This is a genomic window from Alteromonas naphthalenivorans (genome assembly GCF_000213655.1).
GTDB lineage: Bacteria > Pseudomonadota > Gammaproteobacteria > Enterobacterales > Alteromonadaceae > Alteromonas > Alteromonas naphthalenivorans.
The window spans coordinates 3,100,360-3,115,339 of the sequence record NC_015554.1; the positions used below are offsets into that span (position 1 = coordinate 3,100,360).

17 protein-coding genes are annotated in these 14,980 nt (G+C 43.0%); 9 read left to right on the plus strand and 8 right to left on the minus strand.

Annotated elements, in window-relative coordinates; genetic code table 11:
* Positions 1-334 precede the first annotated feature (334 nt).
* The 3 genes from map (at position 335) to dapD (ending at position 5,085) form a co-directional block, all read left to right on the plus strand.
* On the plus strand, positions 335-1,129 hold the full coding sequence (map, locus tag AMBT_RS13500) for a type I methionyl aminopeptidase (protein ID WP_013785190.1): 795 nt from the start codon (positions 335-337) through the stop codon (positions 1,127-1,129).
* A 483-nt stretch (positions 1,130-1,612) separates the two neighbouring features.
* Positions 1,613-4,264: a [protein-PII] uridylyltransferase gene (gene glnD / locus AMBT_RS13505; protein ID WP_013785191.1), complete on the plus strand. Its 2,652-nt coding sequence runs from the start codon at positions 1,613-1,615 to the stop codon at positions 4,262-4,264.
* Positions 4,261-5,085, plus strand: coding sequence for a 2,3,4,5-tetrahydropyridine-2,6-dicarboxylate N-succinyltransferase (gene dapD, locus AMBT_RS13510; protein ID WP_013785192.1), 825 nt, complete (start codon positions 4,261-4,263; stop codon positions 5,083-5,085). Before glnD ends, dapD begins: the two co-directional genes overlap by 4 nt.
* Before the next feature lie 85 nt (positions 5,086-5,170).
* On the opposite strand, the gene AMBT_RS13515 is transcribed toward dapD, so the two are convergent.
* From AMBT_RS13515 to AMBT_RS21970, 3 genes are all read right to left on the minus strand, one after another.
* A complete protein-coding gene (locus AMBT_RS13515; RefSeq protein WP_013785193.1) occupies positions 5,171-5,620 on the minus strand; it encodes a flavodoxin in 450 nt (149 codons plus the stop codon).
* A gap of 68 nt (positions 5,621-5,688) precedes the next feature.
* Positions 5,689-6,486 carry a tRNA pseudouridine(65) synthase TruC gene (truC, locus tag AMBT_RS13520; RefSeq protein WP_013785194.1) on the minus strand — a complete coding sequence of 266 codons (798 nt, stop codon included), beginning with the start codon at positions 6,484-6,486 and terminating at the stop codon, positions 5,689-5,691.
* A 3-nt stretch (positions 6,487-6,489) separates the two neighbouring features.
* Positions 6,490-6,807, minus strand: coding sequence for a YqcC family protein (locus AMBT_RS21970; RefSeq protein WP_158306773.1), 318 nt, complete (start codon positions 6,805-6,807; stop codon positions 6,490-6,492).
* 168 nt (positions 6,808-6,975) lie between these two features.
* Between AMBT_RS21970 and AMBT_RS13530 the strand changes: the two genes are divergently transcribed.
* Positions 6,976-8,022, plus strand: a complete 1,047-nt coding sequence (locus tag AMBT_RS13530) for a DUF3549 family protein (protein ID WP_013785196.1) — start codon at positions 6,976-6,978, stop codon at positions 8,020-8,022.
* Between the two features lie 3 nt (positions 8,023-8,025).
* A complete protein-coding gene (locus AMBT_RS13535; RefSeq protein ID WP_013785197.1) occupies positions 8,026-8,331 on the plus strand; it encodes a DUF3301 domain-containing protein in 306 nt (101 codons plus the stop codon).
* A gap of 570 nt (positions 8,332-8,901) precedes the next feature.
* On the opposite strand, the gene AMBT_RS22605 is transcribed toward AMBT_RS13535, so the two are convergent.
* A complete protein-coding gene (locus tag AMBT_RS22605; RefSeq protein ID WP_158306774.1) occupies positions 8,902-9,069 on the minus strand; it encodes a hypothetical protein in 168 nt (55 codons plus the stop codon).
* A 344-nt stretch (positions 9,070-9,413) separates the two neighbouring features.
* On the opposite strand from AMBT_RS22605, the gene AMBT_RS13550 reads away from it, so the two are divergent.
* Together AMBT_RS13550 and AMBT_RS13555 are read left to right on the plus strand one after the other, a co-directional pair.
* Complete coding sequence (locus AMBT_RS13550) at positions 9,414-9,827, plus strand: LexA family protein (protein WP_013785200.1); 414 nt, start codon at positions 9,414-9,416, stop codon at positions 9,825-9,827.
* A complete protein-coding gene (locus AMBT_RS13555) occupies positions 9,827-11,083 on the plus strand; it encodes a Y-family DNA polymerase (RefSeq protein WP_013785201.1) in 1,257 nt (418 codons plus the stop codon). Before AMBT_RS13550 ends, AMBT_RS13555 begins: the two co-directional genes overlap by 1 nt.
* Before the next feature lie 58 nt (positions 11,084-11,141).
* On the opposite strand, the gene AMBT_RS13560 is transcribed toward AMBT_RS13555, so the two are convergent.
* The 3 genes from AMBT_RS13560 to AMBT_RS13570 all read right to left on the minus strand — a co-directional run bounded on the left by AMBT_RS13560 (position 11,142) and on the right by AMBT_RS13570 (position 12,807).
* Positions 11,142-11,570, minus strand: coding sequence for a GFA family protein (locus AMBT_RS13560; RefSeq protein WP_013785202.1), 429 nt, complete (start codon positions 11,568-11,570; stop codon positions 11,142-11,144).
* 46 nt (positions 11,571-11,616) lie between these two features.
* Positions 11,617-12,300 (minus strand): GNAT family N-acetyltransferase, encoded by a 684-nt coding sequence (locus tag AMBT_RS13565; RefSeq protein ID WP_041453007.1) that lies wholly within the window; start codon positions 12,298-12,300, stop codon positions 11,617-11,619.
* Positions 12,301-12,441: 141 nt separating this feature from the next.
* Positions 12,442-12,807: a DUF3192 domain-containing protein gene (locus AMBT_RS13570; protein WP_013785204.1), complete on the minus strand. Its 366-nt coding sequence runs from the start codon at positions 12,805-12,807 to the stop codon at positions 12,442-12,444.
* A 245-nt stretch (positions 12,808-13,052) separates the two neighbouring features.
* Between AMBT_RS13570 and AMBT_RS13575 the strand changes: the two genes are divergently transcribed.
* On the plus strand, positions 13,053-13,343 hold the full coding sequence (locus AMBT_RS13575; protein WP_013785205.1) for a hypothetical protein: 291 nt from the start codon (positions 13,053-13,055) through the stop codon (positions 13,341-13,343).
* A gap of 106 nt (positions 13,344-13,449) precedes the next feature.
* On the opposite strand, the gene syd is transcribed toward AMBT_RS13575, so the two are convergent.
* The gene (syd, locus tag AMBT_RS13580) at positions 13,450-14,007 is read right to left on the minus strand and encodes a SecY-interacting protein (protein WP_013785206.1); all 558 of its coding nucleotides are present in this window, start codon (positions 14,005-14,007) and stop codon (positions 13,450-13,452) included.
* A 99-nt stretch (positions 14,008-14,106) separates the two neighbouring features.
* Between syd and queF the strand changes: the two genes are divergently transcribed.
* Positions 14,107-14,958: an NADPH-dependent 7-cyano-7-deazaguanine reductase QueF gene (gene queF, locus AMBT_RS13585; RefSeq protein WP_013785207.1), complete on the plus strand. Its 852-nt coding sequence runs from the start codon at positions 14,107-14,109 to the stop codon at positions 14,956-14,958.
* The last annotated feature ends 22 nt before the right edge of the window (positions 14,959-14,980 follow it).

Consider the following 14,980-nt stretch of genomic DNA (forward strand, 5'->3'; position numbering starts at 1 on the left):
ATATACCCATTGTATCGATCCCACCTAAGTAAATAAGTAGAACACCCCGATACGCAGTGTTGGTATATGTGTGTTTTAATTAAATTTAATTTACCCTTTTGACCAAACGCTTTTAAGGGCATTCCGTCAGGGCGCGCGCTTTATACCATATTACGCATACCCACTCAAGTTTTACTGCCAGTTTTGCCATTACTTGCATTCTTTAAGACTGCCCCTATACACATTCAATCCTAATGGCTAAAATATACCTATATAGATATATTCTGTGCGTTAACCTCTGCCCTATTTTACAAGCGGTAGCGTAACGGCCTAAATAAACGAATAGAGAGACGCTGTGTCAGCAATTATTAAGACCTCTGAAGAAATCGAAAAAATGCGCGTGGCTGGAAAACTAGCAGCCGATGTACTCACTATGATTGGACCCTATGTAAAAAAGGGTGTAACGACAGATGAGTTAAATACAATTTGTCATGATTACATTGTTAATGAGCAGCAAGCTATTCCTGCGCCATTAAACTATGGTCACCCGCCTTTCCCTAAATCAATTTGTACGTCTGTAAACCATTGCATCTGCCATGGCATCCCCTCGGACAAAAAATTGAAAGATGGTGACGTTATTAATATCGATGTCACTGTTATTAAAGATGGTTACCACGGTGATACTTCTAAGATGTTTACCGTTGGAAAGCCAACGATTATGGCAGAGCGTTTAAGCCGAGTTACACAAGAATGCTTATATAAAGCGATTAAAGAAGTAAAACCGGGTATGACATTGGGCGATATTGGTCATATCTGCCAAACCCACGCAGAAGCGCATAACTATTCAATCGTGCGCGAGTACTGTGGTCATGGTATTGGCGCGAGTTTCCACGAAGAGCCACAAATCGTGCATTACGGTAAGCCTGGCACTGGCGATGTGCTTGAGGCGGGCATGTGCTTCACCATTGAACCTATGGTGAATGCAGGTAAGCGTTACTCAAAAATTCTTCCTGACCAGTGGACGGTAGTAACCAAAGACAGAAGTTTAAGTGCACAATGGGAGCATACCTTACTGGTTACCGAAGACGGTGTGGAAGTATTAACATTGCGTGACGAAGAAGACCTTCCGCGAGTGATTTCACACAGTTAACGTTTTGCACACTGACAAATAATGGTCAGTTTCGATAAGCACTCTTTATTTAGTGTTTGAATCGCCTATATAAACATATAGCAGCTTAACTTTTTTGGTTGCTATATGTTTTTATACTTCTACTACGCCTTCATGCTTTTTTCCTTTCTTTCGTTGTTGGTTACGAATGTACATCACAGGTTTTTAGCAGGAACGACAGCACACTAGTTACCACGCTATTCCTCTGAGCTATCGCATTGACTGTTACTTTCAGTCCTATTGCTATCAGTCCTATTGCTATCAGCCCTATTGCTATCAGTCCTATTGCCCGCCTTGAAAATAGCGCTGTCATATTTCATCTTATGCTTGCAGCATACCTATAACATTTTCGTATATTTATTCACAATATTGCCTTGGGTATGCAACTAATCGGCACTGCGATTTCGTTTCATTTCATGGTAAGGTTCAGTGTGTTCAAAAAGCTGTACGCATAGAAGGTGTAATTTGACGCTGCAATCCCTAATAAAAAATATTGATCAAATAACGTCGGTTGACGACTTAGTTGCCATCAAGTCGTGTGTAGAAGATAGCTATGCATGGATAAAAGCGTCATTCGATAGCATTCCTGTTAACCAACTTGTGACTGGGCGTGCACAATTCGTTGATGCCCTTTTGTGCCATTTGTGGCACCTCTACGGTTTAGACAATGAAAGTGAATTAGCATTATGTGCCGTAGGTGGCTATGGACGCGGGCACCTTCAACCTTATTCCGACATTGATTTGCTGATAGTGAGCAAACGAACCCTTAAGCCCGACACCCAAGAAAAAGTCAGTCGTTTTATTACTCTGCTTTGGGATATTAAGCTTGATGTGGGTCAGTCAGTACGTACCATCAAAGAAACCGTCAGCCTTGCCAAAGACGACATTTCCATTGCCACTAACCTCGTAGAAAGTCGATTGCTTTGCGGCAGCGAATCTATTTTTGAAAAGCTGTGGGATGAAGTAAACGGGCGAAATTCTTGGTCGAGTAAAGCGTTTTTCTCGGCCAAGTACGATGAACAAAAGCGACGTCACGCTAAATTTAACGGTACAGCGTACAACCTAGAGCCTAACATCAAAGAAAACCCAGGCTGTTTAAGGGATATCCAGTCTATTGGTTGGGTGGCAAAAAAACACTTTAAAGAATATGACGGCTGGAACCTAGTGGGGCACGGCTACTTTACCGAGCAAGAACACAGCGAATTAATCACCTGTAGAATGCATTTGTGGAAAATGCGTTGTGCCTTACATTTGGTTGCAGGGCGAAGTGAAAACCGCCTTCTTTTTGATTACCAACCTGATGTTGCCGCCATGCTGGGGTATGGAGAAGAAGGAAAAAGTTCAGTTGAAAAGATGATGCGTGACTTCTTCCGCACCGTTGCCCGAGTTTCTGAATTGAACCAAATGCTTTTGCAACGGTTCAAGTATGACATGCTTAATCAGAGTGTTCAGCGTACCGCGATTATTAACGAAGATTTCGAATTACTCGATAATATGATTTCGCCTCGCCATGAGAATGCTTTTTCTTCGCCAGAAGCCATTTTAGACTTTTTAAATGTGGTCACTAATACCCCTGAAGTTCAAGGTTTAAGCACCACTTGTATTCGCCAAATAAGAAACGCACATCGTACATTTGAGAATGCTTACTTTGTTGAGCGCCCCGCTTGCCGTGAAAAGCTCATGGTCTTGCTAAAACAACCCGACTTTTTTAATTTTGGTTGGGACATTATGCATCAGTACGGCATTTTACAAGCTTACTTACCTGAGTGGGATGCCATTGTAGGGATGATGCAATTTGATTTGTTTCACGCCTACACAGTGGATGAACATACGCACCGCTTAGTGAAGCACGTGAATTATTTTTTCTCGAAAGAGAACAAAGATTTTCCACGCTGTGGCCGTATCTGTCGCAATCTAGACAAGCCAGAAGTATTGTATATTGCTGCTATATTTCACGATATCGCTAAAGGTCGTAACGGCGACCACTCAACGCTAGGCGCCATTGATGTTGCTAAGTTCTGTGAACAGCATGATGTACCGGCGAACGACGCGGCCATGATAAGCTGGCTAGTGGAAAACCACCTGCTAATGTCGGTAGTGGCGCAGCGCAGAGACATTTACGATCCAGACGTTATCAGTGAATTTGCTGGCGCGGTAAGAAGCCACAACCACTTAAATTTACTTTATACCCTTACCCTTGCAGACATTCGGGCAACCAACGATAATTTGTGGAATGATTGGAAAGCATCTCTGCTTAGAGAACTTTATTTAATGACGCAAAAAGCATTAGATAACGGGTTACAGTGCCAAGTAACATTAAGTGAGCGAGTGACTACTCACAAATATCAAGCGCAACAAATTCTGCACGAACGCAGGGTTAGCTCTGAATCCATTGATGGATTATGGGCGCGGTTAGATGATGACTATTTTGTACGATTCAAGCCCACCCAAATTGCATGGCATACCGAAGAAATCGTTAAGGCTCAGGATGATTGGCTAACACCAGATAGCGACCAGCTTCTCGTTAAAGCCAATGACAACAGTGCAAAAGGCGGCACGGAAATTTTTCTTTTCGGTAAAGATAGAAAAGCCTTATTTGCACAAGTAGCTTCCGTTTTAGACAGTCGTAATTGCTCTATTCACGACGCCCATGTTACCGTAACCCGCGATGGCTATGTGTTTGACAGTATGTTGGTGCTTGAAAATGATGGTTCCAGGCTAACATCTGAGTCCCGAATTCAATCGCTAGAAAAAGCGATTAGCACCCAGCTTGAAAAACCAGGCCGTTCACACGAAAATAAGCGTAAACTACCTCGACAAATGAAACAGCTAGACGTGCCTACTAAAGTACGCTTTTTCGGTGTGAGCGATGAAGCGACACTCGTTGAGTTAGAAGCACTAGACGCGCCCGGCATTTTAGCTAAAATTGGCCATGCTTTTGTTGATACTAATGTCACCTTGAAGCTGGCAAAAATTGCTACTATCGGCGAGCGCGCAGAAGATATATTTATTGTCAGTAATGATGCTGGCAAAGCATTAACCCAAGAACAACAAGTGAGCTTGAAAAAGCGTATCTTGTTTAAACTCGATCAACTTGAAGATATCACGATACCATGAATGAATTGAAAGCCATTATTGAAGACGCCTTCGAAAACCGCGACAACATTAGCCCATCTTCTGCACCAGCAGAAGTGAAACAAGCCGTTGCCGATGCTATTGCTTTGCTTAATAGCGGTAAAGCGCGTGTAGCTGAAAAAATCGCGGGCGAATGGGTTGTTCATCAGTGGTTAAAGAAAGCCGTTTTGCTTTTCTTCCGCCTCCACAACAACGACGTTATTGAAGGCGCTGAAAGCCGTTACTACGACAAAGTGCCTTTGAAATACAGCAACTATACTGCTGAACAATTTGCTAATGATGGCGCGCGTATTGTGCCTCCTGCTGCAGTCCGCACGGGTACCTTCGTTGGTAAAAATGCGGTTGTTATGCCTTCGTACGTAAACATTGGTGCATTTGTTGATGAAGGCACCATGGTAGATACATGGGCAACGGTTGGTTCTTGTGCACAAATCGGTAAGAACGTTCACTTATCTGGCGGCGTAGGCATTGGTGGTGTTTTAGAGCCACTTCAAGCGAACCCTACTATCATTGAAGATAACTGCTTTATTGGCGCACGTTCTGAAATTGTTGAAGGTGTTATTGTTGAAGAAGGCGCAGTTATTTCAATGGGCGTTTACATTAGCCAAAGCACCCGTATATATGACCGTGAAACCGGCGAAGTACATTATGGCCGCGTTCCTGCTGGCTCAGTAGTGGTTTCTGGTAACATGCCAAGCCCAGACGGTAAATACAGCCTATACGCTGCCATTATCGTGAAGAAAGTAGACGCTAAAACCCGTGCTAAAGTAGGTATTAATGCCCTACTACGTGGTGTTGAATAAGTCTGTATTCACGTATTAAACGTTTTGCATTAAAAAAGGGCGCCTAGCGCCCTTTTCTATTTTTTGAGATAATTGTCGAACCCCGTTACACGCCTAACTGAGCTTTAATACCGTTAACCCACTCAATAACCATGGTTTCAGGTTCAAGGGTCTCAAGGGCATCCACTTCTAGCATGTCGGCTACTGCTTTACCTTGCAGCTCTAATAACAATTCATTGAATTGACGACCGGCTCCACAAAAACTTTCCCCGTAACTACTATCACCTAACGCAGCAACAGCAAAAGGCTTGTCGTTTAGCAATGGAAACTCGTCTTTCAAATCAGAGAAGACAAATTCTAAGTTTGGTGGAACATCGCCTTGGCCAGTCGTAGAAGTAATCAATAAGATAGCGTCGGCATCGGTAAAGTCGCTTACTGAAGGATCGCTCTCAAGCTCGCAATCTACACCTTGCTCTGCAAGATTTTCTTCAACTTGCTCTGCTACATGTTGCGCATTGCCATACACGGTACCTGCAAAAATTTTTAATGTCGCCATTACTTCCTCATTATCTTTTCAAATCGTGTGGGTTTCCCGTTTAAGCATCACACTTTCTAGCCCAAACCTTAAACCTGATATTCTTGCCACGCATCTAACACTCGTTGCATTTCTGAATGCATTCTAACAAACACCGATAGCCACTTTCCGGTTATCGGGTGATAAAAACCCATCTGCGTACAACTTAAGGCCAAATTCTGAAAACTAAAGTGTGTTTGCAAAAATTTGTTCTGTTTTCCGTCTCCGTGGGTGGTATCTCCCAAAATAGGGTGCCTAATATGTACCATATGACGACGCAATTGATGTTTGCGTCCTGTCGAGGGCAAAAGTTTTACTAATGAATAGCGGGCGGTTTCATATTTACCTACGGCGAAAGGTAATTCATAGTTCGCTAAACTTTCGTATACCGTTGTGGCTTGCTGAGGTGCCTGCTGCGGGCGCTTATGTTTATCGGCAATTTTATCGTAACGATATTTGAGCGCATAATCGATGAGCCCTGAATGTTTAACATAACCACGAACAATAGCGTGATACTGCTTTTGCACCTGCTTATTCATCAACTGCTGGCCAAGCAGCGCCGCTGTTTTACTGTCAAAACTAAACAATAGTACACCGGATGTGGGCCTATCTAGTCGGTGAGCGGGAAATACGTGCTTGTTGAGCTGATCCCTTAATGTCTGCACGGCGAAGCGAGTTTCATGCCTGTCGATAGGACTTCTGTGCACTAATAAACCCGGCGGTTTATCAATGGCCACGATATGCTCATCTTGATATAAAATATTAAGCGGCGGGTATGGCTGCACACTATTGCTGCCAGCCTTTTCACTTGGGGTTTCACATTGGGTAAATGGAAATTCTTCAGGCATAAATTACTTCTTATTGCGTTCGGTAAGTTTATCAAGTGCAAGCAACTGAACTAGGATAGATTCGGGACAGTCTGGTGCATACATATGCGCTGCAGGGGAAATTGCCATCTTCCCTGGTAGCTGACCCATCGCTATTAAGTAATGACATTTAGGCACAAAAACATACGCCAGCCATTCGAAAAAAGACAGGGTATCAATAGCAAAAGGGGCAGTACTGGCTAATTGCGCCTTGCTAGGTGATTTGTTCGGCCACGTTTTAGTTTGGCGCATCGCTGTTTCTAGCGTATTTAAATGATACTCGAATTCTTCTATTAACTTCATAGTCATTACATGGTTTAAGGTTTGCCGTATAGATCTGGACGGCAGTATACCAGAGGCAGCACTCATTCCGCTCGCACCTTTAAAAGAACAATGCCTTTGCCTGTCGGCAACTAAAATATGCTAAACTTTGCGCCCTAAAATCAGTTTTATGAAGTGAGAACGCCTGAAATGAACGCAAACAGTATTAACTCTATCAGCGAATTTTTATTGCATGCAGGTACAGAATATATTGTTTTTGATATGGGTCGAAGACTTACCGCTTTAGACAATCAGGCGTTTTTGGATATTGAGAATGGCTCAACTGTTGCGCCCTTCCCTCGCCAGCAACATGCGTGGTTCGGCATTGTTTTTTGGAATAAAAATAGCTCAAATCAGCACTATATTTGGTTTATCAAACTCCCTCTAGACGAGCAGGGATTAGTGGTAGCGGCTTCAAGAAACCATTTTCTGCAAATTATTGTCGATGCACTAGGCCAATCAATTTCTGATGATTCTGAAGCGGCTAACACATTGCCAGATAATCCTTATTCATTTGTGCCCGCGCAGTCATTACTTGCGCAATTTAATGCACTGGTTCGCGCGAAGCTGAATCAGCCGATTAGCGTCAGCGCACAGTATGTTATCGCCTACGTGAAAGCGCCGCAGGTGGCTGACTGGCAAACCATTCCCTTACAGGCAATTGCGGATGTGGTCATTAGATTAGACTCAATGGAAAACGCTCAAGAAGTGCAAGACAGTGTGCTGCGTAACTTTTCACTTTTTGCCGAACCATTTCAACGGGCTTTTATGGAAATGGCCGAAGTTGCGAACGTATCTGAGCGGCTTAACCAATGCATGCTTTCAGTGTTAGACGGTGATGAAATAAGTTTAGCCGCGCTACGGGGTTTGTCTTGTGAGACCAAAAACGACACTATATATACGCAATTAGTGTCTCACTTTGAAGCTAAGAAATTGAACCGATTAGATATATTAAGTGTTATTGCTGCCCGCCATTTTCAGCAAATGGACGAGAAATTACTGCTGCTATTTTTTGAAGCGGTTGCCGAGGTCGATAACCAAGAAAACTATAATGGCGACGTATTCCGCGGCTTCTTCTCTGATCTTGTTCAAGTACCCCAGTTACGTGAATTAGTACTAGGCATACTAAGAACCCCAGAACGCAGTGACTTACTGGCCAGCGCAATTGGCACGCTGTTTTCACAAACTAAGGGGTAATGAATGACACTTCTTGAATTAACCTTATGGTTGGGCTTAGGCTTTGTCGCCTTTCAGTTTTGGCGCATACGAAGTATTTCCGAATTTACTGATAGTTACCTGCGCCAGTACTGTAAAAACAATCAACTGCAACTGCTCAGTATTGCCAGAGCCAAAACCCGCATTACCTTCAACTACAGCAAGCCTGATTGGCATAATATCTTTGTGTTTGAATTTTCCGGTAATGGTGAAGACAGATACAGCGGAGAAGTGGAGTTAGTAGGCAAACATATTATAAGAACTACCTTACCACCTCACAGAGTTAATTAAGTTCTTCGGATTCGTTAGCCCGCTATAGTATTAGGTATGAACGAGATGACTATGCCGAGCGGAATGGGCGTCTTTAAACGTGAGCGTTTTAGTGGCAACGCCAAAAATTACGCAAAAAAAAGGGGTAGCCTCTCTGCTACCCCTTTTCCTGGAATTTTGAGTTTCCCTCTCTGCGTTCCTTTGCGACTAAAATCTTCCCGATTAAAATCCATATACGCCCCTTTCCATCTTCTCTCGCGTGTTCCCGTGCGAGTTACCCATCCTTGCGTAAATCCCTTTCCATTTATCCTAAGCATCCCATCTATCCTGCACGTGGGGGCCTCATCCTAAGGCTGTTCCTTGCCAGCAAAAGCTAGTGTTCCTATCCTTTCATCCTTTCTACATTACACATCCTGTGCAACTAGCTCAATCCTTAAGCGGTCCGTTCGTTCCTGAGCTGCCTTGCTCTTGCGCATCCTGCGCAAACTATCCTTGCTTAAGCCTTCCAAGCTTTCCTTTACGATATATCCTATATCTTTCCTTTTTATGACGATCCTTCGCCAAATCCTTTCTACTTCCTGTTGCGATTCCTTATCGCTTGCGCTTTCCTTGCTTGTCTCTTTGGCAATTCCATTTCAGCACGTCCGGTGCGCTTATCATCCCTGTGATGCTTCCTGCTATTCCATCTCCCCTCACTCCTGTTAAGGGATTCTCTTCCTTAAGTTGTCCAAGGTTGTCCTTAAAATCATCCTGACTCATCGTGTTTCCCTGTGACGCCATTAATAATATCCCTACCAAGAATTCCCGCTAGGCAGAATTACAATAAATTAAGGAGAAAATAAGGAGTTAATATGATCTGAAAATGAAAAACCTATAAAAATCAACAACGTTAGACTTTAGTCTAGATATAAACCACGAAAAAAAACCCACATTTCCTACACTTTTGTAGGAAATGTCGTACAAAGCTTGTCGTCATTATGACCAATTGCGAATTTTGCCGGTCATTACAGTCGCCATTAAGACGAGTATTTTCTGTACTGAGATTGATTGATGAGTATGAACCCACTAAAATACTGTACAAATAAACAGTATTTTTGAAGTGTATGCTTAAATTTATTCCTATCACTGCACAAGCGGGCATCGTAGGCTTCGAGTCGCCTGCTGCAGAATATACCGAACTAGGCTTGAGTCTAGATTCTCTGCTTATTGATAAACCTGCTGCTACCTTCATTGGCTACGCACAAGGCAAGTCGATGATGGACGATGGCATTCATGACGGCGACCTGCTGATTGTCTCAAGAGCTGAAGATATTTCTGACATGTGCATTATTGTGGCGACCTTAAACGGTGAGTTCGTCTGTAAGCGTGTAGACAAACGCCACGGCTGCTTGCGTTCTTCATCACCCTTGTACAAACCTTACTTTTTAAAAGAAGGCGATGAATTTTCAATAGAAGGGGTGGTAACGCGCTCCATTAGGCTTCACAAAAAACTCTCCCGTCGACTAGGAGGTGAGTAGTGTTTGCGCTAGTAGATGTCACTTCTATGTATGCATCGGTCGAGAAAATCTACAACCCTAATCTGCGAAACAAACCCGTTATGGTGTTGAGCAATAACGATGGCTGCGTGGTCGCAGCCTGCCCTATTGCCAAAAGATTAGGATTTAAAAAGTTCGTTCCCTATTTTCAGGTGAAAGAGGAAGCAAAAAAAGCAGGGGTTGTTGTTTGCTCGTCTAACTATGAGCTTTATGCCGATGTGTCTTCAAAAATGTTTTCTGTCATGTCTCAATTCTGTGATGAATTGCACGAATACAGTATTGATGAAGCTTTCATGCGCTTTTCGCCACGCCTACATGATAGTGAATGGCTGGCCCTAGGCTATGAGATAAGAAAAACTATTTGGCGTGAGGTAAAGCTTCCCGTGGGCGTTGGATTTGGCCCCACTCCAACCCTTGCTAAAGCAGCTAATCACGCTGCAAAAAAGCTGGACGGCTTTCGAGGTTCAGCGGTTATTAATACGCAGCAAGAAAAGCAGGCATTATTACCCCGCATGGCAGTAGCAGATGTATGGGGTATTGGTGGGCGCTTGGAAAAACGATTGATGGCCATGGGTATTAATAATGCCTATACACTGTCACAACAATCCCCCGCTAAAATGCGTAAGTATTTTTCTATTGTGCTAGAAAATACAGTGAGAGAACTTCAGGGTGAACTAAGAATGACGTGGGATGAGATAAGACCCGCTAAAAAAGAAATTTACAGCACCCGTAGTTTTGGAAAGAGAGTTACCACACAAGATGAATTGAGAGCAGCGTTAGCCACCCACGCTGAAATAGCCACTAAAAAACTACGCGCTCAACACTCACTCGCTCACAGCGCCACCTTCTTTGCGGCAAATTCGCCTCATGACGATAGCAGATATGTTAAGCAGTCGGCGCTTTCCAGCTTTGCTGTTCCTACCAATGATACTCGACATATTATTCACGCAGCGTCTGATGCGCTCAATAAACTGTTTATTCCAGGCGTGCGTTACTACAAAGTGGGTGTGGGTCTGTTGGACATTTGCGACGAAAAATATCGCCAAGACGATTTATTTACACCCAGTACGGACAACTCGGCATTAATGGCAGTGCTTGACAGTACAAACGCTAGATATGGCAGAAACACGATGCATTTTGGGGCTAGGGGCTTTCAACAAAATTTTGCCATGAAAAGAGACTTCTTAACGAAAAGAGCCACTACCCGATGGGAAGAGATCCCGCGCATTAAATGTTGATACGTCGGATAGCTTCTTTCCCGTGTTAATAGCGGTGCATGCTTTGCCTGTTGGTAACTCAAGACTGTTGAGCGAAATACGCCAGAATTTCAGCCTTGGTCATTTCTTTTGTTTTATTAGAAAAGCAATAGTAGTGCGGGCGTTGATCGCTGAAGTACTGCATATCCATTTCTAACCCATCTAGTGCTTGAAATATATCGACAGGAATATTGTACTCACCGGTCTCATTGAGCTTGTAAAATAGATGAGTACCACAGTTGCCACAAAAACCGCGAGAAGCCCAATCTGACGACCGGTGAATGCTAACGTTATTACCACTAGAGGTCGTGTCTTCGAATTTGACCTGCGTACCGCATTGTAATGCAAACAGCGCCGAACCGCCCCACTGTCTGCAAGAATCACAATGGCAAACAGTGAATTTAGGGTTAATATTCTCCGCCATTACGGTAATAGCCCCGCACAGGCAACTTCCTTGCGCACTTAGCATTTGCATACCACCTTATTTATTAAACAACGTAAAGTCCTCACCCAGTTTACGCATTTTTTATGACAATTTTTGCAGGCTTTCGCCTAAACATTACATCGCCTTTTACGTGAGATAGGCTTAGCTCTCCCACCACATCATAGTTATCGTCGTTAAAAAAGGGCTTGTGTTTAGCTACTGTAACAAACACTGCTACCCCTTCACTTTTAGCATCTTCTTCCACTACGCTGTCAATAGCACCTAATAGTGTATGACCTAGTCCATGGTGTTGATAATCAGGGTGAACGGCAATAAAACTTAGCATATGAAAGTTAACCGCAGGGACTAGTGCGCGAACTTTTTCTTCTTTTTCTAGCATTTGCTTTGTGCCGAAAAGGCCAGCGGTAAGTAGCATACGCAAACGCCAATGCCAGTAACGCCCAGAACCAAATGCAGCGTCTGGCGCGGTAAGGCATGCGACCGCGAGTAGTCGCTCGCCATCGAACAGCCCTACAATAGGTTGCTCTGCCACCCAAAAAGCGTTTAACTCTTCTCTGATAGCAGAGCGCAACCGACTCTCATAACCTTCTTTTTCAGCCTGAAATATGTCGCTAAAAAGTGGATCATCTACGTACGCATTAAATAATATAGAAGCAGCAACCTTCAAATCATCTACACCAAGGTAAATGGCTTTGATAGCTTCAAGGGATGACACAAGTGGCTCTAATGCTTCATTGACCCCTTGTGCATTCATCGCTTGGCCGTCGGTTAGTGTGTCATTTGTCATAGGTGCAGCCCTCAATAATCTATAAATTAATAGTCACAGAATGCAAAAAGTGACCAATTAATGGTCACTTTACGGCAAAAACACCAAGATGTTAAATTAATGTTACTCTTAATTCATTAGGTGGTAAGCGCTATCACCCCACCCTACTAGGCCACTATCTTTAAATACTATTGGCGTACATTCATCTTTCGTTGTTATGCCATCACCCATGGTTCTTTGAGTACGATAAAACAATACGCGATAGGTACCGTCTTGCTTTTCATAAAGCTCGTTGAAATCAGCCACCCCCATTTTTCTTAATACGCTTTCATAGCTCATTCCTGTTTCAAGGTTCGAGATATGTTTGCGGTTATTGTATTCTCGGTCTTCTACATCAGTACCATAATGGCTATCACTCCCCCCACCTACAGATACCACGCAACCAGTAAGTAAGAATGATGATGCTAATGCGAGTGGTAAGATAATCGATTTCATGTGATTTCCTCTGATTTTTATCGTTTGTAGTTTTGTTATATGCAATTAGGTAATCAAGAATGAGACCAATTGTTTAAGCTTCTGATTTTAATAGCTTTAGTTAAATTTAGTGATTATTAAATTCATAACACGTGGTTTATTATATTAATTAGTGGTCAGTTTGACACAATTTATTGGTTAAAAACCCTAGCGAAATCAAGCTTAAGTGGATAAGCTGGACGTCTTGTAATTTATTGGCGAATGAAATGTCACTGCAAAATAATAATCTGCAGAAATTAATGATTGTATGTCAGCAAATGGTGCAAAAAGGGACATCGCCTTCTGTGGCACTACTTAGAGCAAAAGCGCCTTTTAAAGCATCGGTAACAGAGGCTATTGAAGCTATCAAACATTTTAATGCTGCGAATGGCGCATCAGATCCTGCATCTATTAACGGGAAGGAAGTAGAAACCATTGCGTCGCTTTCAAAACGGGTGGCGTTGCTTGAACAGCAAATGGCGATGCTACAAAAGCGGCTAGAAGCATCTATTGAGTAAGCCTAAACACTTAATAAAGTCCCTGACGTCACTAGCTTTAAACGCCACCTTCATTGGTAACGACTACATGCCGTGTCTTTTTTCAGCACGGCATGACACAAAAAACTCATTCAGCTCGTAGTGTGGCTATGAATGCCGGCAGGCTTGGCGAAATGACTTTTTGTGGTGGCCTTCCAACTTGTTCTAACACCACTTCTCCAGTGCTATTTAACACACTCAAAACAAAATCATCTTCATCGGTTAATGCAAAAAAGAGTGTTGGCGCTTGTTTCAGTCTCTTTTTCATTAATAGGTGTCCAATTAAATTTTGTTGAAGCCGCTCAAAGTCTTCTTCATTCCAAACTTGCAATAACTCACAAGCCCCATGCTCTGCAGCTACTGGTAAATTGTTACTGAAAAATTGGGTAAAGAACTGACAAAAATCAGCGTTGAGCTTAATGTCTAATGCCTCTTCAACATTCTTAAAACTTAGCGCAGACTGCTGACTGTCACTTTGGCGCTTGGGCTCCCACGGTACCAATTCACCCTCATCACCCTGCTTTAAGTAGCAAGGTGAGGGCCATTGACTATCATAAGGTATAGTCAGCAGACTGCCACTGCGCTCATGATGGGAAGTGAAAGCACCGATAAGTTGGGTTAATTCATTACTAATTGTTAAGGCCATTATGGGGTTACACCAATATTTTTGAGGTACACTATAGGTATAAGGTGCCAAGTTCAAGTAAGACGGCACATCTAAAACGGTTAGAATATATAGGTAAATATGACTTCGAAGGTAAACGATAAAATTTCTATTTCAGCGCCCAAGGATCTTTCATTGGGGAAGCAGGTTGAATATGAATTTCATTACAACCCTAACCTACTTCAGGGCGTACCCCGTAGCTTAAGCCGAGATACGTTATCGTTGAACGCTGAAGCCCTGCCCTTTACAGGTATTGATACATGGACTGGGTATGAATTGTCTTGGCTCAACAAAAAAGGAAAGCCTCACGTAGCCTTGCTTGAATGTAATGTACCTATTACTTCTGCAAATCTCATAGAGTCGAAGTCATTCAAGTTATATTTAAATAGCTTTAATCAAACCGCTTTTGAAAGCCCTGAAGATGTGCGAGCCACACTGGCATCCGACCTATCAAAATGTGCGGGTGAGCCCGTGATGGTCAGCTTAACGCTTCCCAATCAATTCAATACATTAACTTTTAAAGAATTTGAAGGTGTACTGCTTGATGAACTTGATATCTCAGTTGAAACTTACGAGCCTGACACATCGCTGTTAAAAGTAACGGACGAGAAAAAGGCTGAAAGTTTGGTTTCCCACTTACTTAAATCGAATTGCCTTATTACCAGTCAGCCTGACTGGGCCAGTGTGCAAATTCGTTATGAAGGGAGAAGCATAGATCACGAAGGCTTACTAAAATATTTGATTAGCTTCAGGCAGCACAATGAATTTCATGAACAGTGTGTAGAGCGAATTTACTGTGACATTATGCAACACTGCCAACCTGAGAAGTTGACAGTATGCGCGCGTTACACAAGACGTGGAGGGCTCGACATAAACCCTTTCCGCTCTAATTTTGAAACGCCCTACGCAAATAAAAGGCAAGCTCGCCAATAATTTAGCGCACAGATTTAATAGA